Origin of the sequence: Mesorhizobium sp. ORS 3428 (genome assembly GCF_001854785.1) — a bacterium.
Taxonomy (GTDB): domain Bacteria; phylum Pseudomonadota; class Alphaproteobacteria; order Rhizobiales; family Rhizobiaceae; genus Mesorhizobium.
The window spans coordinates 39,596-63,528 of sequence record NZ_MDFL01000159.1; the positions used below are offsets into that span (position 1 = coordinate 39,596).

Here is a 23,933-nt window from a genome sequence, read left to right on the forward strand (position 1 = left end):
AATTTGGCCCCGATTAACGGTCGAGGTGCGTGGAGYGTTCCGCCGAAAACTGGGCGCGAGCATGGCAGGCGTTTGAGGCGCTGCCCTCGGCGGTTAACGGATTGCTATCGGCGTCTCAGCGCCGCCACACCGACAAGCAGAACCGTCGCCGGCGATGACCGGCGTCCTGCGGACCTCGCTGGCGTCGCCTGCGATCAGCTGGCGCTGCCGGAGGTGCGCGAAAGGCCGTCCTTCGCGGGCTGGTAGGTCGGGTTGAGGCGGAGGGCCTCACGATAGGATTTGGCCGCCTTCGCCTTGTCGCCGCGCTTTTCGTAGATCAGCGCCTGATTGGCCCAGGCTTCGGCATTCTTGGGGTCGAGCTTGATGGCCATGTTGAAGTCGGAGAAGGCGTTATCCTCGTCGTTGGTGGCGAGATAGGACAGGCCGCGGCCGTTGTAGGGCTCGGCGGCGTCCGGCGCCAGCGAGATCGCGGTCGAGAAGTCCTCGATGGCGAACTTGTGCTGGCCCTGGCTCTGATAGATCAGGCCGCGATTGTGGTAGGCGCGCGCGTCGGTCGTGTCGAGCTGGATGGCCTTCTGGAAGTCATTGAAGGCATCGTTGACGCGGCCTGCCTTGCGGTAGAGATTGCCACGGCCGATATAGGCGGCGTCGTAATTGGCGTTGATCTGGATCGAACGGTTGTAGTCGGCGAGCGCCGCTTCCTGGTTGCCGAGGAAGCGCTGAATCAGCGCACGGTTCGAATAGGCCTGGTAGAAATTCGGATTGAGCTGGATGGCGGTGTTGAAGTCTTTCAGCGCCGCCTGGTACTGGCCGCCGCGGCCATAGGCCGAGCCGCGCACATTATAGCCCTCGGGATCCTGCGGGTTGCGCTGGATCACCGCCGTCAGCGAGGAAATGTTCTCGCTCGACCCTTGYGCTTTGTCGATGTTGTTGAACTCACCCGTCGGGGCTGTCTGGCATGCTGCAAGCGTCAGGCCCGAAAGCAGGGCCGCCGTCAGGGCGAAGCCGCGAAAAGCGGTTCTGCGCTCCACGGTAATTGCGTTCATCTTTCTTGGTCCCTCACTGGCGCCCCGCCGTCAGGTCCGTTCCCTCTCCGAACCGGCTCGAATGCACAACAAAAAGGTGGCGGCGATTCCGCATCGCGCCACCCTCGGTATCCTTCGAAAAGGACGAAAAATTGGCGTATCAGCGCGGCGAACGAGAGGCGCCGGCACCAGCCGCAGCCGGACGCGGAGTCATCGGCAGCAGGCCTTCGCGCTGGGCGCGCTTACGGGCCAGCTTGCGGGCGCGGCGCACGGCTTCCGCCTTCTCGCGGRCACGCTTCTCGGACGGCTTCTCGTAGTGACCGCGCATCTTCATTTCGCGGAAAATACCTTCGCGCTGCATCTTCTTCTTCAGCGCGCGAAGCGCCTGATCAACGTTGTTGTCGCGGACGAGTACCTGCACGTGCAATCCTGTCTTCGGGTTTGAAATTATCAGGCAAACSGACCATAGCCACTTGCCTCCGCAGTGATCTGCACCGCGAATTGTGCCGGCTGATAGCAGAATCAGGCCGTGCTGTCCACCGTCGATTGCAGGAAAACGCGATCAAAAAGCGGAGCGCCGCACCTTGCCGCCCGGCGCTCAGGCGGTTGYGAGATGCAGGCGGGCGAAATCCTCGAAAAATTCGCCATAGTCGCAAGTGATTTCCTCGCCGACCGCGATGTCGCGGATGGCGGTGGCGCCGCCATATTGCGAGAAATCCGTGTTCGGCCGTTCGGCATGGTTCATGAAGCGGCCGTTGTCGACCTCATAGACCATGAAACCAGGCCTGTCCGGGCTTGGATAGGCATAGCGGTCGAGCAGTTCCTTCAGATGCGGCGGCGCCGACTCATATTTCTCCATCGGGATCAGCCGGTCGAAATCGGGATCGAGCCGCCAGATCGAGGCGCCCTTCCTGATCGGTTCGGCGGCGAACACGCCGACGCCCTCGATGGGGCTGGCGGCGACATAGGTTCTGATCAGCAGCATCGTTCCGATCCGTCCTTGGCGAGAAAACGGAATCGTCAAATCGGACCCGAATGCAAGGCCGTATCGAGATATTTCAGCGGATGAGTATGGCTGCCGACTGTGAGGTCCGGTTTATCGACTGGCCGCCACTCACGCCAGCGTAGATCAATTTGGTCGGAACGGCCGTGCAGCTGCGGCGCAAAACGGCAAGCGCCGTCGCAAACAGCGCAAGGGTGACAGCGCGGTTTCGCTAGTGATACACCTCGCGCGCCGGGGGATTGCCCGGCCGACATCCGCGATTTTTGGCGCGAGGCTGAACGTGAAAAAATACTCGGTATTCGCCATTGCCCGCGAGGCAATGCGCGGCCACAAGGGCTGGGAAGAGCAGTGGACCTCGCCCGAGCCGAAGAAGGAATACGACGTCATCATCGTCGGCGCCGGCGGCCATGGCCTGGCGACCGCCTATTATCTTGCGACCGAGCACGGCATCACCAATGTCGCGGTTCTGGAGAAGGGCTGGCTCGGCGGCGGCAACACCGGCCGCAACACCACCATCATCCGCTCCAACTATCTCTATGACGAGAGCGCCGGCATCTACGATCACGCGCTGAAGTTGTGGGATGGGCTCAGCCAGGAGCTCAACTACAACGTCATGTATTCGGCGCGCGGCGTCATGATGCTCGCGCACAATGTCCATGACATCCAGGTGTTCAAGCGCCACATCCATGCCAACCGGCTCAACGGTATCGACAATGAGTGGCTGACGCCGGAACAGGCGAAGGAATTCTGCCCGCCGCTCAACATTTCCAAGGACGCGCGCTATCCGGTGATGGGCGCGGCGCTGCAACGGCGCGGCGGCACGGCGCGGCACGATGCGGTCGCCTGGGGCTATGCGCGCGGCGCCTCGGCGCGCGGCGTCCACATAATCCAGAACTGCGAGGTCACCGGCATCAAGCGTGCGGCCAACGGCGCCGTCACCGGCGTCGAGACGACGCGCGGCTTCATCGGCGCCAAGAAGATCGGCGTGGTCGCGGCCGGCCACTCATCGGTCATCATGAACATGGCGGGCGTGCGCATGCCGCTCGAAAGCTATCCGCTGCAGGCCCTGGTGTCGGAGCCGGTCAAGCCGGTCGTGCCCTGCGTGGTGATGTCGAACACCGTGCACGCCTATATCTCGCAGTCCGACAAGGRCGAACTGGTCATCGGCGCCGGCACCGACCAGTATGTCTCCTATTCGCAGACCGGCGGCCTGCACATCCTGCAGCATACACTCGACGCCATCTGCGAGATGTTCCCGATCTTCACCCGCATGAAGATGCTGCGCTCCTGGGGCGGCATCGTCGACGTGACGCCGGACCGCTCGCCRATCCTGGCGAAGACGCCGGTGCAGGGCCTCTACGTCAATTGCGGCTGGGGCACGGGCGGCTTCAAGGCAACGCCCGGATCGGGCAACGTCTTTGCCCACACCATCGCCAGGGACGATCCGCACCCGATCAACGCGCCCTTCACGCTCGAGCGCTTCCGCACCGGCCGTCTCATCGACGAAGCGGCGGCGGCGGCGGTGGCGCACTGATGATGACCGAGATGGTTGTCGCAATGCCGCTGGTGCTCGCCGGCGAGCAAGGGCTCTTTCACATTCCCTCCCCGGGAGAAGTGCGGGTCCAGGCGATCAGCCGCGAGGATCACGAGACGGATTGGCCGTTCTCCGTCGATGACGGCATGCTCACCTGTGTCTGGAGCGGCGGCCGCAAGGTGGCGATGTTCTTCGAAGGCCGGCCGAAGGGGCTGGACGAAGGCAAGCCGTTCGAGCCGCGCGGCGTCATCGTCACCACCGACCCGATGCAACTCACGCTCGGCAACATGGCAAACCGGGAGCTATTCAAGCCCGCGGCCAGCGTCGAGGAACGCATGCGGCTCGTCGCGCCCTTCGCGGCGCTCGGCCAGAGGCTTTGCGATCAACCGGCCGGCGCCCGCGTCGGCCATGGCGAATTGTAGGATCGACCGAAAATGCTTCTCATCCGCTGTCCCTATTGCGAGGAAGAGCGCCCGGAACTGGAGTTCCGCAATGCCGGCGAGGCGCATATCGCGCGCCCGACCAACATTGCCGCCGAAAGCGAAGACGACTTCGAGAAATTCTTCTTCATCCGCTCGAATCCGAAAGGCGTCATCTATGAGCGCTGGCGGCACATCCACGGCTGCGCGCGCTTCTTCAACGCCGTCCGCGACACCRTCACCGACAAGTTCGTCATGACCTACAAGGCCGGCGAGCCGAAGCCCGCAAAGTTGCCTGGAGCCTCGAAATGAACGCCGCGTTCCGCATTCCAGGCGCCGGGCGCCTCAGCCAGGCGAAGACCGCCTCTTTCAGCTTCGACGACAAGCCCTATGCCGGTATCGAGGGCGATACGCTCGCCTCGGCGCTGCTGGCAAACGGCGTCCACCTGGTCGGGCGTTCCTTCAAGTACCATCGGCCGCGCGGCTTCCTGTCGGCGGGCGCGGAAGAGCCCAACGCGCTGGTGCAGATCGTGCGCGACGACGCGCGCAAGACGCCGAATGTGCGGGCGACCGTGCAGGAGCTCTATGACGGGCTGACAGCGCATTCGCAGAACCGCTGGCCCTCGCTTGCCTTCGACGTCGGCGCGGTCAACGACATCGCTTCGCCGATGTTTTCGGCAGGCTTCTACTACAAGACCTTCATGTGGCCGAAGTCGGCCTGGAAGAACCTTTACGAGCCGAAGATCCGCGCGGCCGCCGGCCTCGGCGTTTCTCCGGACCGGCCGGACCCGGACCACTATGCGGYGCGCTACGCGCATTGCGAGGTGCTGGTGCTGGGCGGTGGCGCTGCCGGCATTGCCGCGGCGCTCGCCGCTGCCGAGTCGGGCGTGCGGGTGATCCTCGCCGACGAGCAGGCCGAATTCGGCGGCAGCCTGCGCTTCGAAAGCGGCGCCAAAATCGAGGGCGAGAATGGCTTTGCCTGGGCGCAGGCTGCGATCGCCAAGCTCAAGGCCATGGACAATGTCCGCGTGCTCTCGCGCACGACTGCTTTTGGGTATTACGCGCAGAACTTCGTCGGCTTGGTCGAACGGGTCAGCGATCACCTCAAGAGCCCTGGACGCGAGCTCGCGCGCGAGCGCCTGTGGCAGGTCCGCGCCAAGCGCGTCGTGCTGGCGACCGGCGCCATCGAGCGGCACATGGTGTTCGCCAACAACGACCGGCCGGGCGTCATGCTGGCATCGGCCGCGCGCACCTATCTCAACCACTATGGCGTCGCGGTCGGCAGGAATGTCGGCGTCTACACGGCGAACGACTCCGCTTATGCGGCCGCGATCGACCTGAAGAAGGCCGGCGTCAATATCGCCGCCATTGTCGACCTGCGCGACAACCCGTCCGGACCGGTGATCGACGAGGCACGAGGCCTCGGCATCGAGATCAATTTCGGCCGCGCGGTGGTCAGCGCCGGCGGCAAGCTGCGCGTCTCGTCAATGACCGTGCAGCCGAAGAGCGRCGGCGGCGAGCRCACCATCCCAGTCGATGCGATCCTGATGTCGGCCGGCTGGACGCCGTCGGTGCATCTCTTCTCGCAGTCGCGCGGTAAGGTCGCCTTCAACGACGAGACCAAGCGTTTCGTGCCGGGAACTTATGCGCAGGACTGCGTGTCGGTCGGCGCCTGCAACGGCACGGACGGGCTGGCGGCCACGGTCGAGGAGGCCTACGCGGCGGGCGCCAAGGCGGCGAAGGAAGCCGGCGGCAAGGATTCGAGCGTCAAGACGGGTAAGGGCGCCAARCCAAGGGTCGATGCCGGCGAAAACTGGTCGCGCGGCATGCTGGGCGCGGCACCCGGCGCAGGGCCCGGCACCACGGTCAAGGCCTTCGTCGATTTCCAGAACGACGTCACCGCCAAGGACATCCGCCAGGCGGTGCATGAGGGCATGCATTCGATCGAGCACGTCAAGCGCTTCACGACGAACGGCATGGCGACCGACCAGGGCAAGACGTCGAACATGCACGGCCTGGCGATCGCCGCCGAGACGCTCGGCAAGCCGATCCCGCAGGTCGGCCTCACCACCTTCCGCGCGCCCTATACGCCGGTGACCTTCGGCTCGATCGTCGGCCACGCACGCGGCGCCTTGTTCGACCCGACGCGCCGGACGGCCATCCATCCCTGGGCGGCGGGCCAGGGCGCGGTGTTCGAGGATGTCGGCCAGTGGAAGCGCGCCTGGTATTTCCCCAAGGCTGGCGAGGACATGCACGCCGCGGTCAACCGCGAATGCGTGACGGTGCGCAAGGCAGCCGGCCTGTTCGACGCCTCGACGCTCGGCAAGATCGAGGTGGTCGGGCCGGACGCGGCCAAGTTCATGGAACTGCTCTACACCAATCCGTGGGAGAAGCTGGAGCCCGGCCGCTGCCGCTACGGTATCATGCTGCGCGAGGACGGCTTCATCTATGACGACGGCGTCGTCGGCCGGCTGGCGCCGGACCGCTTCCACGTGACGACGACCACAGGCGGYGCGCCGCGCGTCATGCACCACATGGAGGATTACCTCCAGACCGAGTTCCCGCATCTCAACGTCTGGCTGACCTCGATCACCGAACAATGGGCGGTGATCGCGGTGCAAGGGCCGAAGTCGCGCGAGATCATCGCACCGCTTGTCGAAGGCCTCGACATGTCCGACGAAGCGATGCCCCATATGTCGGTGCGCGAGGGCAAGATCTGCGGCGTGCCGACGAGGCTGTTCCGCATGTCCTTCACCGGCGAGCGCGGCTTCGAGGTCAACGTCCCTGCCGATTATGGCGAGGCGGTGTGGGAAGCGCTGTGGGCCGAAGGCCAGAAGCATGGCGCGACCGCTTACGGCACCGAAACGATGCACGTGCTGCGCGCCGAAAAGGGCTACATCATCGTCGGCCAGGACACAGACGGCACGGTGACGCCGAACGACGCCGGGCTCGACTGGGCGGTCGGCAAGAAGAAGACCGACTTCGTCGGCATCCGCGGCATGATGCGGGCGGACCTTGTCGCCAAGGGCCGCAAGCAGTTGGTCGGCCTGAAGACCAAGGACCCGAAAGTCGTACTGGAAGAGGGCGCGCAGATCCTCGAGGATCCGAAACAGGCTATCCCGATGAAGATGATCGGCCACGTCACCTCCAGCTACTGGTCGGAGAATTGCGGGCGCTCGATCGCGCTGGCGCTGGTGGCCGGCGGCCGCGACCGCATGGGCCAGACGCTCTATGTGCCGATGCCGAACGGCACGATCGAGGTGGAGGTGACCGGCATGGTGTTCGTCGACGAGAAGGGAGAACGCCTCAATGGCTAAGGCTGCCGTCAAGACAAAAGCCCCCGAAGCCTCGGCCGAGCGGCGTCCAGCACTTGCCGGCCGCGCCGTGTCGGCGTCGAGCGTCAAGGTCGAGATCCTGGCGCCCGCCGAACGCATCTCGCTGCGCGCGCCGGAGGCTTCCGTCGCCGCGCTCTCCAAGGCGCTTGGCGTGACCTTGCCGACCAAGCCGAAGACTTCTGCGGCAAAGGGCGGACGCACCGCCTTGTGGCTCGGGCCGGACGAGTGGCTGATCATCGATGAGGCAGGAAACGATCCGCTGGCCGACTGCGCCAAGGTATCGGCGCTGCATTCGGCGGTCGGCATCTCGCATCGCAACGTCGCGATCTCCGTCACCGGCCCGGCGGCCGCAGTGACGGTCAATTCCGGCTGCCCGCAGGACCTGTCGCTCGAGGCGTTCCCGGTCGGGGCGRCGTCGCGCACCATTCTCGGCAAGGCCGAGATCGTGCTGTTGCGCACCGCAGCCGATGCCTTCCGGGTGGAGTGCTGGCGTTCCTTCTCGGACTATGTCTTTACTTTGCTTTCGGAAGCGGCAAGCGACGCGGCGAACTGAGAACGGGGCCTCTTGCGGCGTCCCTTGAGTGGTGCGTTTGCTCCGCTGGAACCATCGCCGCCCCGTTCCGTTGTTTGCGACCAGAGAGGGAGAAGCCGATGCCGTCCAAATCAGCACCGAAGTCGCCCAGGAAGACAGCGGCGGTCCGCTCGCTGGAGCAGGAGCGGCATCGCTTGCTCGAGGAAGAAGAACTCGAGGAAGGCCTCGAGGATACATTCCCGGCCAGCGACCCGGTGTCGATCACCGGCACGAGTATTTCGGGCGCGCCGGCGATGCCAGCCAAAGCCAAGACTGCGCCTGCAAAGCGACCGCGCAAGACATAGGCACTGCTGCCRATCGCTTCAGGCGCGTGGGAATTCAGGGCAAAAACAAAGCCGGGCGGCCAGGTGCCGCCCGTTTTCGTTTCCGGCTTTTGCGGCTCTCAAAGGCCGGGCACGAACCACGGGCTCACGTCCATGCCGAGCCGAGGGCCCTTGGTCGCCTGGGTCTTGGCTGCGTCGGTTTTCTCCACCGAGCCCGTCGCGGTGCAGTCGAGCGTCACATTCGCCCTGGTTTGAGCGCAGGCCGCCGGTGCGTGCTTGGCCGGCTGGCTCGCGCCAGCGAAAGCGGCGCCGGAGAAAGCCAGCACGGCAGCGACCGCGAGGATCGTCTTTTCCATCTTCCGTCTCCAAATTCCGTACATGTACAATCCAACGTACAGATACGGTTAATGGAAGCTGAATACAAGAGAGGAGTCTGTACGCGTACGACAAATTTTCTTGAACGTAGGAGGGCGTTGCAGATCAAACTGCGCTGGGTAGCTGCACACCGGCCAGCGAACTGCCGGTCARCACTTGACGGGCGTTTCGGTGAGCGGAGAGATGTCCTGCGCCGACAGGGAGGCCAGCATGAAGTCGCACATGCGCTTCACATAGGCCTGCGGGTCGCCGAACGGATAGAAAGGGAAGGTGATCAGCAGCGAGATCGTGCCGTGGCCGACGGTCCACAGCATGGTGGCGATGGCCCGCGGGTCGCCCTTGAGCTTGCCGGCGGCGACGCAGGCTTCGACCCTTTTGATCAGCACCTTCATCGCCGGATTGCCCTCTTCCATGTCCTCGTAGCTGCGGCCCTCCGGCAGCCGGGTTTTCTCGGTCATGAAGACGGTGCGGTATTCATTGGGATTRCCGAGCCCGAAGGCGGCATACTCGGTCATCACCGCCCGCAACGCCTCAACGGGATCGTCGGCGGGATGCTCTTCGATGCGCCGTGCAAGCGTCTCGAACGCGTCCTCGGCGAGCGCGAAGAGGATGTCCTGCTTGTCTGCGAAGTAGGAGTAGACCGACATCGGCGCGTAGCCGACACGTTTGGCCAGCTTGCGGATGGTAAGCCCTTCATAGCCCTCTTCCTGGACGAGCTTGTGGGCCGCATCAACCAGTTCGGAACGAAGTTCAGCTTTCTGTTTTTCGCGGCGTTTCTGAACGCTCAGCGCCAATGTCCGCCTGCCTTTTGTGGTTGGTTGCCTGACGAAATTATATACGCTGTACGACAACGGGCAAGGGAGTGGACTGGTTCCCCAGCGTCCGCCAGCTCCTTGGCCTAAGGCAATTCCGGACGGGAATCGCTGCCTCGGCGGCGAAGGCCTTGGCGGCGCCGCCGAGGACGCCGGTGGCGTCGGTTGTCAGCACCGCCGCTCCGTCGAAACGGCCCGTTGTTCAACTCGCCCCGATTTCAAATCTTCCCATCGATCAAGTCCACCGCGAGAGCGGCGAGCAGCTTGACCGCCTGGCCATAGTTTTTTGCCTTTTCCGGGTTGGAGGCGTTGCCGTCCAGCGCGCGGCGGTAGACGCCCTGGCAGATCGCCRCCAGGCGGAAGAAGGAGAAGGCGAGGAAGAAGGTCCAGTTGCCGATGCCGTCGAGGCCGCGCCGGCGGCAATAGGCGGCGACATAGGCTTCCTCGGAAGGCAGCCACAGCCTGGCGCGGTCGACGCCGCCGAGGCCGCGAAAGCCTGATGCATGCGGCAGCCGCCATTGCATGCATTGATAGGCAAGGTCGGCAAAGGGATGTCCCAGCGTCGACAATTCCCAGTCGAGCACGGCGATGACCTTCGGCTCGTCCCTGGCGAAGATCATGTTGTCCAGCCGGTAGTCGCCATGCACGAGTGCGACGCGGCCGTCATCGGCCGGCATGTGCGTCTCCAGCCAGGCGATCAGCCGATCCATTTCGGCGCTCTCTTCCGTCTCGGAGGCGCGGTACTGGCTGGTCCAGCGGGCGCATTGGCGCTCGAAATAACTGCCGGGCCTGCCGAAGTCGCCGAGCCCGATCGCCTCGAGATCGACATCGTGCAGGGCGGCGAGCGTGGCATTCATGGCGTCGTAGATCGCGGCGCRTTCGCCGTTGCCGGATGCCTCCGGCAGCGACGGATCCCAGAAGATGCGGCCGTCGAGGAACTCCATGACGTAGAACATGCGGCCGATCGGTGAGTCCTCCTCGCTCGTGAGATGCAGCATGCGCGGCACCGGCACGGCAGTGCCGGCAAGCGCCCGCATGACGCGGAACTCGCGGTCGACCTGGTGCGCCGATTTCAGCAGTTGTCCCGGCGGCTTGGCGCGCAGCACGTAGCGGCCGCTAGTGGCGGTCAGGAGATAGGTCGGATTCGACTGCCCTGACTTGAATTTCTCGATTGCGGAAAGCCCGGCAAAGCCCGGGATATTCGCTTCGAGGTAGGGCGCGAGCGCCGACTTGTYGAGCGCCAACGCCGACTTGTCGAGCGCGTTGGCGTCGCCGTTCATGCGGTCTCGGGCTGGCGCTCGATCAGCGTGAGCGTCAGCCAGCGCGCAGTGAGCGCAGGCTTCTTCGATCCTTCGATCTCGATGGTCACGTCGTGCGCTGTCTGCACCCAGCCGGAAGGCCGCACTTTGACCTCGGCCAGCACGAATCGGGTGCGAATGCGCGAGCCCGTCTTCACCGGAGCCAGGAAGCGCAACGTGTCAAAGCCGTGGTTGACGCCCATCTTGGTGTTTTCGATCGGCGGCATTGTCTCGAAGGTCATGGCCGACAGCAGCGACAGCGATAGGAAGCCATGYGCGATGGTGCCGCCAAACGGGGTCTCGCGCGCGGCGCGCTCGGGATCGCAATGGATGAACTGGTGGTCGTCGGTGGCGTCGGCGAACTGGTCGATCATGCGCTGCGTTACCGTGCGCCAGGGCGACACGCCGACCTCCTTGCCGACGCTGGCCAGAAGCGTATCGAGACTGATCGGTTCCACGCTGATGTCCTCCGCAGCCCGCCCGGATCGTGATTCCTTGAACCGGGCGCCTTATTCCTTGAACAATGTCATCCCGTGCTGAACGGACTGGCCGCCGTCGATCGGCAGGATGGCACCGGTGACGTAGCTTCCGGCGCGGCTGCACAAATAGAGCGTTGCGCCCGCAATGTCATCCGGTAGGCCGATACGGCCGAGCGGAACATGGCTGCCGACATGTTTCGCCTGCTCCTCGGTAGCGGTGGCAAACGCCGTCATCCGGCTCTGKAAGGGCCCGGGCGCAAATGCATTGACGGTAATGCGTCGGGCGGCGAACTCGATCGCCAGCGTGCGCGTCAGATGATGCACCGCTGCCTTGGAGGCGGTGTAGGAATAGGCGTCGTCGGCCAGCGGTTGGGTGCCCATCACCGAGCCGAGATTGATGACGCGGGCAGGGTCCTCGTCGCTTGCGGCGGCATCGAGCAGCGGCAGCAATTCGCGCGTCAGGTGGAAGACGGCGGTGACGTTGACGCCGAATACCTTGGCCCAGGCGTGGTAGGGAAATTCCTCCAGCGGCGCGCCCCAGGAAACGCCGGCATTGTTGACCAGGATGTGCAGGCGTTGTGTGCGTGCCTTCACCTCGGCGACCAGAGCGGCGATACCCGCTTCGCTGGACACATCCGCGGCAAAGCCCTCGGCCCGGCCGGAGCCGCCGAGCGCGTTGAGCTCGCCTGCGACCCGGATGCAATCCTCGCCCTTGCGCGAGGCGATCATCACYGTGGCGCCGGCCCGCACYAGCGCGGTGGCRATCATRCGGCCGATGCCGGTCGCCGCGCCCGTCACCAGCGCGGTCTTACCGGCGACCGAAAACAGCTCGTCCAGATAGCTCATCGCCATTCCTCCCACGTGGCTCGCCCAGGCCGGAACCAAAGGACTCGCGTTGACAAGGCTAGCCGAAGTACGGTCATCCTTGCCACGGGTAAAGACGCGAAAGGRCCGGAACCGATGGCGGACATGAACCTCGGCATGACCGACCGGCTGAAGYCGATCCACCAAAAGGTGGCGGCGATGGTGCGCGACGAGATCGCACCGCTCGGCGAGGAATTTCTGGCCGAGGTCGGCAAGAATGGCGACCGCTGGACCTATACGACCAGGCAGACCGAGATCCTGGAAGGCTTGAAGAAGACGGCGCGGGAGCGCGGCCTGTGGAATTTCTGGCTGACCGAYTCCAAGCGCGGCTACGGCCTGTCGACTGTCGAATACGCCTATCTGGCGGAGGAGATGGGCAAGGCGCATCTCGGCGCCGAGACGTTCAACTGTTCGGCGCCCGACACCGGCAATATGGAGGTGCTGGAACGTTACGGCTCGGAGGAGCACAAGCGTGTATGGCTGGAGCCGCTGCTCGACGGCAAGATACGCTCCGCCTATCTAATGACCGAGCCGGACGTCGCCTCATCGGACGCGACCAACATTTCAATGCGCTGCGAGCGGCGCGGCGACGACTACGTGCTCAACGGCGAGAAATGGTGGGCATCGGGCGCCGKGGATCCGCGCTGCGCCATCTACATCGTCATGGTGAGGACAGGTTCGGACGAGGCGCCGCCGCACCGCCGGCATTCGATGATCCTGGTGCCTGCCGACAGCAAGGGCATCACCAAGGTGCGCGCCATGCAGGTCTACGGCGACGATGACGCGCCGCATGGCCACATGCATCTAAGGTTCGACGATGTGCGGGTGCCGGCGGCTAATTTGATCCTCGGGGAGGGCCGGGGTTTCGAGATCGCGCAGGGGCGGTTGGGGCCCGGCCGCATCCATCATTGCATGCGGGCGATCGGCCAGGCGGAGATGGCGCTGGAGATGCTGTGCCAACGCTCGGTGCGGCGCGAGGCCTTCGGCCAGTCATTGGCGAAACTCGGCGCCAATTTCGACATCATCGCCGAATGCCGCATGGAGATCGAGATGGCGAGGCTGCTCTGCCTCAAGGCGGCATGGATGATCGACCAGGGCGACGCGCGCGCCGCCGCGCCCTGGATCAGCCAGATCAAGGTGGTGGCGCCCCGCGTCGCGCTCAAGGTCACCGACGAGGCGGTGCAGATGTTCGGTGCGCAAGGCATCAGCCAGGACACGCCGCTCGCCCGCTCCTGGACGCATCTCAGAACGCTTCGGCTTGCCGACGGGCCGGACGCCGTGCATCGGCGGCAAGTGGCGCGCGCCGAGCTCAGGAAATACACGCAGGAGAAAGTCTGATCGCAATGGCGCTTCCGCCGGAAATGAAGGCCCTGCTGCTTGTCGGCGACGGCTACACCAAGACACCTTCGGCCGGAGCGCTCGAGGCAGTGGAGCCCTATCTTCAGTCGGGCAGCATCGCCGTGCCTACACCTGGTGCGACGCAGGCGCTGATCAAGGTCAGCCTCGCCTCGATCAACCCGTCCGATGTCGCTTTCATCAAAGGGCAATACGGCCAGCCGCGCGTGAAGGGGCAGCCGGCCGGTTTCGAAGGCGTCGGCATCGTCGTCGCGACCGGCGACGATCCCTATGCAAGGAGCCTCGAAGGAAAACGGGTCGCCTTTGCCACCGGCGTGTCGAACTGGGGCTCGTGGGCCGAGTACGCGGTGGCGGAGGCTGCGTCCTGCATTCCGCTGCTCGATACGGTGCGAGACGAGGACGCAGCGGCCATGATCGTCAATCCGCTGACCGCGCTCGCCATGTTCGACATCGTCAGAGAGGAGGGCGAGAAGGCCTTCATCATGACGGCGGGCGCCAGCCAGCTCTGCAAGCTGATCATCGGGCTGGCAAAAGAGGAAGGTTTTCGGCCGATCGTGACCGTGCGCCGCGACGAGYAGATCCCGCTGCTGAAAGGGCTCGGTGCTGCGCATGTGCTCAACGAGAAGGCGGCGGATTTCGAGGCGGCGCTGCGCGAGGCGATCAAGGCCGAGCAACCGCGCATCTTTCTCGACGCAGTGACCGGACCGCTGGCTTCGGCCATCTTCAACGCCATGCCGAAGCGCTCGCGYTGGATCGTCTATGGCCGGCTTGATGCCGAGCCGACGGTGATCCGCGAGCCGGGGCAACTGATCTTCCAGCACAAGCGCATCGAAGGCTTCTGGCTGGCCGAATGGATGCGGCAGTTCCGCGACAGGCTCGGCCCGGCGGTGCTGGAGGCGCAAAGGCGCTTTTCCGACGGACGCTGGTCGACCGACGTGACGGCGGTGGTTCCGCTCGATGAGGCGATGGCGCGACTGCCGGCKGAACTGGCCAAGCCGAACGGCAAGGTGTTCATCAAGCCGTAGGCGCGGACTTTCCTTCGCCCCGTTTACGGGGAGAAGGTGGCCCGAAGGGCCGGATGAGGGGCGGCGCCGGCGGTCGTGATTGGCCGTGCTCCGTATTGGGCGGCAATCTCGCAAGCAGGCCTTGCCCTTCGCCTGCCTGCCGGCATCCTCTCCCCGTATAGTGACGGGAGAGGAGCGCTAACTATTCCGCCGGCTCGACATTGGCGTAGGCGGCTTCCTCGAGTTCGCGTTTCAGGCGAGCTTCCTCATGCGCCTTGGGCGTGACGAAGCGGCCGAGCAGCAGATAGGCGACCGGGGTCAGGAACAGCGTTGAGATGGTGGCCAGCCCGAGGCCGCCGACGATAACCCAGCCCAGCGCCACGCGCGCCTCTGCGCCGGCGCCGGAAGCCAGCACCAGCGGCACGCCGCCGAGCACGGTGCAGATCATGGTCATCATCACCGGCCGGAGCCGGATGGTGGCGGCCTCTTCGATCGCCTCGCGCACGGCGAGCCCGCGGTCGCGCAGCTGATTGGCGAATTCGACGATGAGGATGCCGTTCTTGGCCATGACGCCGACCAGAAGCACCAGGCCGATCTGGCTGTAGGCGTTGAGGCTGGTGCCTGAGAAGAGCAGTGCGAAGATGGCGCAGGCGAGCCCGAGCGGCACGGTCGCCATGATGATGACGGCGCTGACGAAACTCTCGAACTGGGCCGCCAGAACCAGAAGGATGATGACCAGCGCGAAGCCGAAGATGGTCGCCATGGCGCTGTTGCTCTCGCCGAGCGTCGCCGCTTCGGCGAGCGGCAGGATGCGCGCGCCCGGCGGCAAAAGCGGCGTCGCGATCTCCTGCGCGCGGGTCAGCGCTTCGCCGAGCGCGAAGCCGTTGCCGAGATTGGCGGTGATCGCCACTGACGGCTGCTGCTGCTCGCGCGTCAGCGACGGCGGTACGGCACGCTCGGTCAGCGTGGCGATGGTCGACATCGGCACGAAGCGGCCGTCCGAGGTCTTCAGCAAGATGTTTTCGAGATCCGTCGGGTCGTTGATCGGGTTGGTCGTCGAGACCAGCTTTACGCCGTAGCTGCGGTCGGCGATGTAGACGTCGACGACATCGTTGCCGTCGAGCATGGCCTGCAAGGTATCGGCGAGCCCGGGGATGTCGAAGCCGAGATCGGAAGCGCGCTCGCGGTCTATGGCGACAGCGAGCTGCGGCTGCGTCGGGTCGACGGAAAGCCGGGGCGTCTGGAAGCGCTGGTCCTTGCGCATCTCGTCGACGATTTTGACTGCAGCTTGGCTCAGCGCCTTGCGATCGTTGCCGACCAGCGCGAATTGCAGGCCGTTGCCGGCGCCRCGGATGCCGAGGCTGTTGGGCTGCATCGGGAAGACGCGGACGCTGGGCACCTGTTTCGTCAGGCGGCTGATCTCGGCCATGATCTCCTGCTGGCTGCGCGTGCGCTCGTCCCAGGGCGCCAGCGTCATCACCATGAAGCCGCTRTTGTAGGAGCCGTTGTTGCCGGCGTTCTCGAAGGTGGAGCGGATCTCGCCGGAGTMACGGAGAGGCTGGATCAGCCGCTCGATCTTGCGCATCTGCTCGGTCGTGTAGTCGAGGCTGACGCCTTGCGGCGCGTTGATGCGCAACAAAACGACGGCGCGATCTTCGGTTGGGGTCAATTCCTGGCGTATGGTGCCGAACAGCGTGAAGGCGGCGCCGGCAAAGAGAAGTGCTACGAGCACGACGATCCAGGGCGCGTCGAGGCAGAGATGCAGGCAACGCTTGTAGAGCCGATGCAGCGCGCCGCCGATACGGGCGCCGATGCCGTTGCCGCCTTCGTGGTGGAGCGAGGCGCCGGAGAGCATGCGCGAGGCAAGCATCGGGCAGAGCGTCAGCGCCACCACGCAGGAGAGCAGCACCGACATTGCCAGCACGAAGCCGAATTCGCGGAACAGGCCGCCGGTCTGACCGGGAAGGAAGGAGATCGGCACGAAGACAGCGACCAGCGTCAGCGTGGTGGCGACGACGGCAAAGAATACTTCCTGTGTGCCGAGGACGGCGGCCGCGCGCGGCCCCATGCCTTCATTGCGCCGGCGCACGATGTTTTCGAGCACGACGATGGCGTCGTCGACGACGAGGCCGGTCGCCAGCACCAGCGCCAGCAGGGTCAGGATGTTGACGGAGAAGCCGGCGAGATAGATCGCGGCGATGGTGCCGATCATGGCGACCGGCATCGACAGGCCAGGGATCAGCGTCGCGCGCCAATCGAGCAGGAAGGCGTAGATGATAATCAGCACGATGGAGACCGAGAGCGCCAGCGCRATCTCGACCTCGTGCACGGCGCCGTTGACGAAGACCGCATCGTCGCTGGTGACTTTGATCTTCATGCCTTGCGGGAGGTTCTGCTGCAGCTTCTCGACTGCGGCCCGGACGCCGGTCGAAATATCCAGCGTGTTCGATTCCGCCTGGGGGATGATGCCGAGGCCGATGCCGGTCTTGCCATCGGAGCGCAGCGAGGTCTGGCCGATGTCGGGGCCAAGCGTCACGGTGGCGACATCGCGGATGYGCGTCGCGCCGCCGATAACGATGTTCTCGAATTCCTCTGGCGTGGTCACGTCRGCCGTCGTGCGCACGATGAGGTCCTGGTTGGTCGTCGTGATCGAGCCGGCGGGCGAATCGAAGGCGACCGAGGCAAGCGCCTTGCGCAGATCCGCCACGGTGAAGCCATGGCTCGCCAGCTTGTTCTGGTCGACGTCGATGCGGAAGATCTTGTCGCGGTCGCCATAGACCTGGACATYGGCGACGCCGGGCACGGCGGCGAGTTCGTCCTCGATGCGGTCCTGCACCAGCACCGTCATGTCCTGCACGGACATGGTGTCGGAGGTGACCGCCAACCGCATCACGGCATCGGAATTGGCGTCGGCCTTGACGATGCGCGGCGCTTCCGCGGTGTCTGGCAATTGGTTGGTGACGCGGCTGACGACGTCGCGCACGTCGGAGGCGGCGACGTTGAGGTCGACGCCGTCATTGAACTCGATGGTGACGCGGCTCTGGCCGAAGGACGAGGTCGACGAGATCGACTTGACGCCGGAAACGCGCGCGACGGCGCCCTCGATCGTGTCGGTGAGCTCGCGGTCGACCGTTTCGGCGGCCGCACCCTCGAAGACGGTGTTGACGGTGATGACGGGGCGGTCGACATCCGGCAGCTCGCGCACCTCGACGCCCCAGAAGGCGGCAAGCCCGGYAACCGCGATCAGCGTGTTCAGCACGAAGGCCATGACCGGCCTACGGATGAAGAGCGCTGTCAGGCCCGATCCTGCGGCGGGGTCGCCTGCGGCGCTCATGAGCCTTCGGCCACAGTGGCGCGGTCCTCGCCGGCAATGCGAACGTCGCCGCCTTCGCTGACGCTCTGGGTGCCTTCGGTCACCACCAAGTCGCCGCTTTCGACCGGCGCGTCGATCAGCACCGTCTCGGTGTTGCGCTGAACGATGCGGACTGGAACGCGCTTGGCCTTGCCGTTCTCCACCGCCCAGACATAGGCGCCGTCCGTTCCCCACTGGATGGCGAGCGGGCTGACGGCGGGATAGGTATCGCCGGGGAATTTCATGCCGATCTGGAAGGACATGCCGGCACGCAGGGAGTCGGCCGGATTGGCGATGGTCGCCTTGACCAGCAAGGTGCGGCTGTTCTCGTCGATATGGTTGTCGATCGCCGATACCGTGCCGCTATAGACCTTGTTGGGGTTGGCAAGCGGCGTCGCCGACAATTGCTGGCCGATCTTGACCGCGGCGGCGAAGCGTTCCGGCACCCAGAAATCGACAAGGATGCTGGAGCGGTCGTCAAGGGTGGCGATCGCCGACTGGCTGGTCACATAATTGCCGGCGGCGATCGGCAGGATGCCGACCGCGCCCGCAATCGGCGCCGCGATCGAGCGGCGCTCGAGTGCGAGCTCGGCGTCCCTGAGCGCGAGCTTGGCGTTGGCGAGCGTCATCTCCGCATCGGCGACGGCCACCGGCGTCGCGGCGTTGGAGGCGCGCAGCGACTTCACCCGGTCGAGCTTGGCCTGGGCGTCGTCGAGTCCGACCCTGGCCCGGTCGCGCGCGATCACCTCCGTCTCGGAATCAAGCCTGGCAATAATATCGCCCTTCTCGACATGGGCGCCCGACTGGACCAGCAGTTCGGTGAGACGGCCCGAGGCATAAGGATTGACGGTCACCGTCGCGTTGGCGCGGCCGGTGCCGATCGCCTGTAGCCGATCGTTGATGGTGGCGGTGCCGGCGGGTGAGGCGACGATGGTCACGACCTGTCCTGCTCGGCCACGCCCGGCCTGTCCGGAGCCCGCTATGGCGTTTTCGGTAGACGGCGGCATGGCGCCATAGGCCCAATCGATTCCCCAGCGCGCAAGCACCTCAGGCGCGCCCGGATAAAAGCGCCACCAGGCGGCCGCAGCGGCGACGAGGATCACAACAGCAAGGACGGTCTGCTTCCAGCTCGGCATCGACACTCCAGCGGCAGGAATCGTCTGTCGGTTCCAAGCGGAAGCGGACACAGCGACGACAAGGGCCGGCGGCGAAAACCGGCCTCGCCAAGCCCCGATATCACCGGTTTATGGCAATTATCACGCGATCGTGCACATTAAATCTCGGTAACGTGAAGCCGGATCGCACCCCCGGCCTCCATTTTTGCCGCATTTTTCGCGGGCGCCATTACGCGCTGTGCTGGGATGGTTTCAGCGCAGGCTCTCCAGGTCACGGATGCGCCTGGCGCCGGCGGCTTCAAGGTGCCTTGTGACGGCGCCAATCAGCGTTTCGGCGACGACGAAGAGAGCGGCGGACGAATCCCATGCCGATGGCACCGCTGTACGCCCGGCGATCACATGGCGGGCAAAGCGGGCGATCGGYGACAGCCACTGGTCGGTGAAGAGCACGATCTGGACGCCGCGCTGATGCGCCTTCTCGGCAAAGCGGACCAGGCTCTCCTGGTAGCGGCGGATATCGAAGATCACCAGCACGTCGCGCTTGCCCATATCGATCAGCCGGTCGCGCCAGATGCTCTCCTGGCCGGCCAGGTGATAGACATCGGGCTGGATGATGGCGAGGTGAGCGGCCATGTAGCGCGCCAGCGGGTCGGTGAAGCGCCCGCCGATCAGAAAGGTCTTGCCGCGCCGTTCGGCAAGTGTCGTAGCAATGTCGGCCAGTTGCTTGTCGGAAAGATGCCGGAACGTCTCGCGCATGTTGTCGAGCGTCGCCTCCAGCATCGGCGAGACGGCACCGCCGCCGGCGGGCGATGCCGCCGGGTTGAGCGTGCGCGATGCGGGGGATTGTAGCTGCGCCGCCAGCTCGTCCTGCAGTGCCGACTGGAATTCGGGATAGTTCTGGAAACCCAATCTCGCGACGAAACGCAGGATCGTCGGCGAGGAAACCCCCGCCGCGGCCGARAATTCGGCGACCGTCTTCAGTCCGGTCAGAGGATAGTTGGCAATGAGTGTTTGCGCGGCGCGGCGCTCKCCCGCCGGCATGGTGCCGATGCGGTCCGAGATCAGTTCGGCAATGCTGGAGATCATCGTTTTCCCCACCCCTTTTGGCCCGGTGGACGCCGTTTTCGGAATTCGCGTTTGACAAAGCCGGATAAAGTGTATGAAATCATTCACAGGGGCGCAATGAGACAAAATACGTAACATACGATACAGCGCTCCCCAAGGGGACGGCAGTATGGAGAAAGCACGGCCCGCCAGCCTTGCACCGTCGGAGACCRTAAGGGTGACCACCCCTGGCGGCTCGAGCCCCTTCGTCTTCACCTGTGACCACGCCTCGAACTTTCTGCCGGCCGAATTCGGAACGCTCGGCCTGCCCGTCGAGGATCTTTCCCGCCACATCGCCTGGGATCCGGGCGCTCTACCCGTCGCCARCCGCATGGCCGAGGCGCTCGACGCCACGCTGGTCGAGACCCGCATTTCGCGCCTCGTGATCGACTGCAACAGGCCGCTCGACGCACCGGACCTGGTGTCGCCGGTCAGCGAGACGACAGCCATCCCGGGCAACACCGGTCTTTCCGACAGAGAGCGCGCTGCGCGGGTCGACCTGGCTTGGCGTCCGTTCCATGACACGATCGCCGGGATCATCGAGCAGCGGCTCGCGCGTGGCCAGGAGACGCGGCTGGTCTCGGTGCACTCCTTCACGCCGGTCTACAAGGGCAGGAGCCGGCCCTGGCATATCGGCATCATCCACGACGACGACCGCAGGCTGGCGGCGCCGCTGATATCGGCGCTGCAGCGGCTGTCCGGTGTCAGCGTCGGCATCAACGAACCCTATTCGCCGGCCGACCGCGTCTATTTCACGCTGGAACGGCACGCGCGCTCGCGCGGCCTTGCCTGCGCGATGATCGAAATCCGCAACGACGAGATCTCCGGCGAGACCGGGCAGCGGAAATGGGCGGATCTGCTCACAGGCATATTTTCGGATCTGGAGCCCGAGGAGGCCATGGGCTCCCGACAACGCGTAATGGGAAAGTCAGTACAGTCGGCCAGCTAGAACAACAGGGGACTTCCAAATGACGACAAACGACTATACCGAAGTCGATAAGGCGGAGGACATAAAGGTCCTCCACAGCATGGGCTACGCCCAGGAATTGGAGCGACGCCTCAGTCGCTTCTCGAACTTCGCGGTTTCCTTCTCCATCATCTGCATCCTGTCCGGCGGCATCAACTCGCTGGCGCAGGCGACGTCGGGCGCCGGCGGCATCGGCGTCGGCATCGGCTGGCTGGTCGGCTGCTTCGTGTCGCTGACCTTCGCCGTCGCCATGTCGCAGATCAGCTCGGCCTATCCGACGGCCGGCGGCCTCTATCACTGGGGCTCGATCCTCGGCAATCGCGGCACCGGCTGGGTGACGGCGTGGCTCAACCTGCTCGGCCTCATCACCGTGCTCGGCGCCATCAATGTCGGCACTTGGACGTTCTTCGTCGGCGCTTTCGGCCCGGCGCTTGGCATCGAGGGCACGCTGACCAACCAGATGATCTTCCTGGTCATCATCACCGGCGCCCAGGCGCTGATCAATCACCTCGGCATCAAGCTGACGGCGAAGCTCACCGACTTCTCGGGCTACCTCATCTTCTTTGGCTCGATCCTGATCGCGGTGGTCTGCCTGCTTTCGGCCGAGACCTGGGACTTCAGCCGTCTCTTCACCTTCCACAACTACTCCGGCGACGCCGGCGGCGGTGTGTGGCCTCAGGTGTCGAATGCCTGGGTGTTCGCGCTCGGCCYGCTGCTGCCGATCTACACGATCACCGGCTACGACGCTTCGGCGCATACGTCTGAGGAGACCATCAAGGCGGCTTCTTCCGTGCCGCGCGCGATGGTGATGTCGGTCATCTGGTCCGCGCTGTTCGGCTACCTGTTCCTGGCCGCCTTCGTGCTGATGATCCCGAACATGGACGATGYCGCCAAGCAGGGCTGGAACGTGTTCTTCTGGGCCTTCGACCAGCGCGTCAGCCCCGGTGTCAAGGAGTTCGTCTACCTCGTCGTCTTCCTGGCGCAGCTCCTTTGCGGTCTCGCCACCGTCACCTCGGCCTCGCGCATGATCTTCGCCTTCTCGCGTGACGGCGGCCTGCCGGGCTCGGCGGSGCTCGCCAAGGTCAGCCCGGTTCATCGCACCCCGGTGGCGGCGATCTGGACGGCTTCGATCCTGTCGGTGCTGTTCGTGTGGGGCTCGTCGGTGGTCTCGGTCGCCGGCACCTCGGCCTACACGATTGTGGTGTCCTGCACCGTCATCTTCCTGTTCCTCTCCTTCATAGTCCCTATCGGGCTCGGCATGCTGGCCTGGGGAACGCCGAAGTGGGACAAGATGGGGCCGTGGAACATGRGCCGCGGCATCTTCATGCTGTTCGGCTTCCTGTCGATCGTGTCGATGATCCTGATCTTCGTCATCGGCATCCAGCCGCCGAACGACTGGGCGCTCTACATCACCGTCGGCTTCTTTATCCTGACGGCGATCGTCTGGTTCGCCTTCGAGCGCAACCGCTTCCAGGGTCCGCCGCTCGGCGACATCATCGCGGCGCGCCAGGCGGCAATCAAGGCGGCGGAGCAGGCGGTCGGCGAAACCGGCCACTGATATTTCGCCTCATGACCATGGCCGGCGTGGCGCCGGCCATGGCTTCGTTCAATCGACCAGTATTGGAGTGCCAAAGGAATGGCCGTGAATTTCTCGTTCGATCAGTTGAAGGAAGCGGTCTCGAACGGCGAGATCGACACGGTGCTGGCCTGCATCGTCGACATGCAAGGCCGGCTCGCGGGCAAGCGCTTCCTGGCTCAGTATTTCGTCGATTCGGCACACGGCGAGACGCATGGCTGCAACTATCTCCTGGCCGCCGACATCGATATGGAGCCGGTGCCCGGCTATAAGGTGGCAAGCTGGTCGAAAGGTTATGGCGACTTCGTCATGAAGCCCGACCTTTCGACGCTGCGGCGGATCCCCTGGCTGGAGAAGACGGCGCTGGTCATCTGCGACGTGCTCGACCATCACACGCATGAGGACCTCTCGCATTCGCCGCGCGCCATCCTGAAGAGGCAGGTCGAGCGGCTCAAGGAGCGGGGCTATATCGGCTATTTCGCCTCCGAACTCGAATTCTACCTGTTCAGCGAAACCTACGATACCGCCCGCAAGAAGCACTGGCAGGGCCTCGACACTGCATCGCCCTATATCGGCGACTACCAGATCGGCATCACCACCAAGGAAGAAGGCGTCATGCGCCGGCTTCGCAACGAGATGGAGGCGGCCGGCATTCCGATCGAGAACTCCAAGGGCGAGTGGGGTCCCGGCCAGGAAGAGATCAATGTGCGCTATGCCGAGGCGCTCGAAATGGCGGACCGCCACGTCATTCTGAAGAACGGCGCCAAGGAGATCGCCGATTCCGAAGGCAAGGCCATCTCCTTCATGGCCAAGTACAATTACGGGCTCGCCGGCAATTCCAGCCACATCCACAATTCGCTGTGGAGCGCCGACGGCAAGACGCCGCTGTTCTTCGACAAGAACGCGGAGTGGACCCTATCCACTCTCGGCCAGCAATGGGCGGCCGGCCAGCTCAAATATGCCAAGGAGTTCACCTGGTTCCTGGCGCCTTACGTCAATTCCTACAAGCGCTTCCAGGCCGGCACCTTCGCGCCGACCAAGATCATGTGGAGCGAGGACAATCGCACCGCCGGCTTCCGGCTCTGCGGCGAGGGCACCAAGGGCATCCGCATGGAGTGCCGCATCGGCGGTRCCGACCTCAACCCCTATCTCGCCTTCGCGGCGCTGATCGCCTCTGGCCTTGCCGGCATCGACGAGAAGCTGGAATTGCAGAAGCCGTTCGTTGGCGATGCCTATCAGGCGTCGCAACTGCCGGAAATCCCGAAGACGCTGCGCGACGCCACCGAGACGCTGGCGAACTCCACGATGCTGAAGCTGGCCTTCGGCGAGGAGGTGGTCGAGCACTACGTGCACACCGCCCGCTGGGAGCAGTTCGAATACGACCGGCGCATCACGGATTGGGAGCTGCACCGGGGTTTCGAGCGGTACTAGCAACTTCGGCAACCGTAGTGCCGCCCCTT

The 23,933-nt window shown here is 64.8% G+C and carries 22 protein-coding genes; 11 read left to right on the forward strand and 11 right to left on the reverse strand.

Annotated elements, in window-relative coordinates; all coding sequences use genetic code 11:
• Positions 1-194: 194 nt before the first annotated feature.
• From ORS3428_RS26655 to ORS3428_RS26665, 3 genes are all read right to left on the reverse strand, one after another.
• A complete protein-coding gene (locus tag ORS3428_RS26655; protein WP_071101266.1) occupies positions 195-1,046 on the reverse strand; it encodes a tetratricopeptide repeat protein in 852 nt (283 codons plus the stop codon).
• A 139-nt stretch (positions 1,047-1,185) separates the two neighbouring features.
• Positions 1,186-1,446 (reverse strand): 30S ribosomal protein S21, encoded by a 261-nt coding sequence (gene rpsU / locus ORS3428_RS26660; protein ID WP_071101267.1) that lies wholly within the window; start codon positions 1,444-1,446, stop codon positions 1,186-1,188.
• 177 nt (positions 1,447-1,623) lie between these two features.
• Complete coding sequence (locus ORS3428_RS26665) at positions 1,624-2,010, reverse strand: SET domain-containing protein (RefSeq protein WP_071101268.1); 387 nt, start codon at positions 2,008-2,010, stop codon at positions 1,624-1,626.
• A 298-nt stretch (positions 2,011-2,308) separates the two neighbouring features.
• Here ORS3428_RS26665 and ORS3428_RS26670 point away from each other — a divergent pair, with 298 nt between their 5' ends.
• The 6 genes from ORS3428_RS26670 (at position 2,309) to ORS3428_RS26695 (ending at position 8,192) form a co-directional block, all read left to right on the forward strand.
• Complete coding sequence (locus tag ORS3428_RS26670; protein ID WP_071101269.1) at positions 2,309-3,562, forward strand: sarcosine oxidase subunit beta; 1,254 nt, start codon at positions 2,309-2,311, stop codon at positions 3,560-3,562.
• Positions 3,562-3,984: a hypothetical protein gene (locus ORS3428_RS26675; protein WP_071101270.1), complete on the forward strand. Its 423-nt coding sequence runs from the start codon at positions 3,562-3,564 to the stop codon at positions 3,982-3,984. Before ORS3428_RS26670 ends, ORS3428_RS26675 begins: the two co-directional genes overlap by 1 nt.
• 12 nt (positions 3,985-3,996) lie before the next feature.
• Positions 3,997-4,293, forward strand: coding sequence for a sarcosine oxidase subunit delta (locus ORS3428_RS26680; RefSeq protein ID WP_071101271.1), 297 nt, complete (start codon positions 3,997-3,999; stop codon positions 4,291-4,293).
• Positions 4,290-7,298: a sarcosine oxidase subunit alpha gene (locus ORS3428_RS26685; RefSeq protein WP_071101272.1), complete on the forward strand. Its 3,009-nt coding sequence runs from the start codon at positions 4,290-4,292 to the stop codon at positions 7,296-7,298. The genes ORS3428_RS26680 and ORS3428_RS26685 overlap by 4 nt, the downstream gene beginning before the upstream one ends.
• Positions 7,291-7,869 carry a sarcosine oxidase subunit gamma gene (locus ORS3428_RS26690; RefSeq protein WP_071101273.1) on the forward strand — a complete coding sequence of 193 codons (579 nt, stop codon included), beginning with the start codon at positions 7,291-7,293 and terminating at the stop codon, positions 7,867-7,869. Before ORS3428_RS26685 ends, ORS3428_RS26690 begins: the two co-directional genes overlap by 8 nt.
• A gap of 98 nt (positions 7,870-7,967) precedes the next feature.
• Positions 7,968-8,192: a hypothetical protein gene (locus ORS3428_RS26695; RefSeq protein ID WP_108723190.1), complete on the forward strand. Its 225-nt coding sequence runs from the start codon at positions 7,968-7,970 to the stop codon at positions 8,190-8,192.
• A gap of 98 nt (positions 8,193-8,290) precedes the next feature.
• On the opposite strand, the gene ORS3428_RS26700 is transcribed toward ORS3428_RS26695, so the two are convergent.
• The 5 genes from ORS3428_RS26700 to ORS3428_RS26720 form a co-directional block, all read right to left on the reverse strand.
• Positions 8,291-8,527 (reverse strand): DUF680 domain-containing protein, encoded by a 237-nt coding sequence (locus tag ORS3428_RS26700; protein ID WP_071101275.1) that lies wholly within the window; start codon positions 8,525-8,527, stop codon positions 8,291-8,293.
• A gap of 168 nt (positions 8,528-8,695) precedes the next feature.
• Positions 8,696-9,340 carry a TetR/AcrR family transcriptional regulator gene (locus tag ORS3428_RS26705; RefSeq protein WP_071101276.1) on the reverse strand — a complete coding sequence of 215 codons (645 nt, stop codon included), beginning with the start codon at positions 9,338-9,340 and terminating at the stop codon, positions 8,696-8,698.
• A gap of 236 nt (positions 9,341-9,576) precedes the next feature.
• Positions 9,577-10,638, reverse strand: coding sequence for a phosphotransferase family protein (locus ORS3428_RS26710; RefSeq protein ID WP_071101277.1), 1,062 nt, complete (start codon positions 10,636-10,638; stop codon positions 9,577-9,579).
• Entirely contained in the window at positions 10,635-11,120 is a 486-nt protein-coding gene (locus tag ORS3428_RS26715; protein ID WP_274534828.1) for a MaoC family dehydratase, read from the reverse strand. The genes ORS3428_RS26710 and ORS3428_RS26715 overlap by 4 nt, the downstream gene beginning before the upstream one ends.
• A 45-nt stretch (positions 11,121-11,165) precedes the next feature.
• Entirely contained in the window at positions 11,166-11,981 is an 816-nt protein-coding gene (locus ORS3428_RS26720; RefSeq protein WP_071101476.1) for an SDR family oxidoreductase, read from the reverse strand.
• Positions 11,982-12,095: 114 nt separating this feature from the next.
• Here ORS3428_RS26720 and ORS3428_RS26725 point away from each other — a divergent pair, with 114 nt between their 5' ends.
• Both ORS3428_RS26725 and ORS3428_RS26730 read left to right on the forward strand, forming a co-directional pair.
• Positions 12,096-13,337 carry an acyl-CoA dehydrogenase family protein gene (locus tag ORS3428_RS26725; protein WP_071101279.1) on the forward strand — a complete coding sequence of 414 codons (1,242 nt, stop codon included), beginning with the start codon at positions 12,096-12,098 and terminating at the stop codon, positions 13,335-13,337.
• Positions 13,338-13,342: 5 nt separating this feature from the next.
• Positions 13,343-14,380, forward strand: coding sequence for a zinc-binding dehydrogenase (locus tag ORS3428_RS26730; protein WP_071101280.1), 1,038 nt, complete (start codon positions 13,343-13,345; stop codon positions 14,378-14,380).
• Between the two features lie 181 nt (positions 14,381-14,561).
• Here the strand turns inward: ORS3428_RS26730 and ORS3428_RS26735 are convergent, their stop codons facing one another.
• The 3 genes from ORS3428_RS26735 to ORS3428_RS26745 form a co-directional block, all read right to left on the reverse strand.
• The gene (locus ORS3428_RS26735) at positions 14,562-17,693 is read right to left on the reverse strand and encodes an efflux RND transporter permease subunit (RefSeq protein ID WP_071101281.1); all 3,132 of its coding nucleotides are present in this window, start codon (positions 17,691-17,693) and stop codon (positions 14,562-14,564) included.
• The gene (locus ORS3428_RS26740) at positions 17,690-18,847 is read right to left on the reverse strand and encodes an efflux RND transporter periplasmic adaptor subunit (RefSeq protein ID WP_071101282.1); all 1,158 of its coding nucleotides are present in this window, start codon (positions 18,845-18,847) and stop codon (positions 17,690-17,692) included. The genes ORS3428_RS26735 and ORS3428_RS26740 overlap by 4 nt, the downstream gene beginning before the upstream one ends.
• 231 nt (positions 18,848-19,078) lie before the next feature.
• Positions 19,079-19,912: a MurR/RpiR family transcriptional regulator gene (locus ORS3428_RS26745; protein WP_071101283.1), complete on the reverse strand. Its 834-nt coding sequence runs from the start codon at positions 19,910-19,912 to the stop codon at positions 19,079-19,081.
• Positions 19,913-20,060: 148 nt separating this feature from the next.
• Here ORS3428_RS26745 and ORS3428_RS26750 point away from each other — a divergent pair, with 148 nt between their 5' ends.
• From ORS3428_RS26750 to ORS3428_RS26760, 3 genes are all read left to right on the forward strand, one after another.
• On the forward strand, positions 20,061-20,879 hold the full coding sequence (locus ORS3428_RS26750; RefSeq protein ID WP_071101284.1) for an N-formylglutamate amidohydrolase: 819 nt from the start codon (positions 20,061-20,063) through the stop codon (positions 20,877-20,879).
• 19 nt (positions 20,880-20,898) lie between these two features.
• Positions 20,899-22,455, forward strand: a complete 1,557-nt coding sequence (locus ORS3428_RS26755) for an amino acid permease (RefSeq protein ID WP_071101285.1) — start codon at positions 20,899-20,901, stop codon at positions 22,453-22,455.
• Between the two features lie 78 nt (positions 22,456-22,533).
• The gene (locus ORS3428_RS26760; RefSeq protein ID WP_071101286.1) at positions 22,534-23,904 is read left to right on the forward strand and encodes a glutamine synthetase family protein; all 1,371 of its coding nucleotides are present in this window, start codon (positions 22,534-22,536) and stop codon (positions 23,902-23,904) included.
• The last annotated feature ends 29 nt before the right edge of the window (positions 23,905-23,933 follow it).

Coding starts and splice junctions, on each gene's coding strand:
- ORS3428_RS26675 (WP_071101270.1), top strand. CDS start 3,562: ATGATGACCGAGATGGTTGTCGCAATGCCGCTGGTGCTCGCCGGCGAG.
- ORS3428_RS26695 (WP_108723190.1), top strand. CDS start 7,968: ATGCCGTCCAAATCAGCACCGAAGTCGCCCAGGAAGACAGCGGCGGTC.
- ORS3428_RS26700 (WP_071101275.1), bottom strand. CDS start 8,527: ATGGAAAAGACGATCCTCGCGGTCGCTGCCGTGCTGGCTTTCTCCGGC.
- ORS3428_RS26740 (WP_071101282.1), bottom strand. CDS start 18,847: ATGCCGAGCTGGAAGCAGACCGTCCTTGCTGTTGTGATCCTCGTCGCC.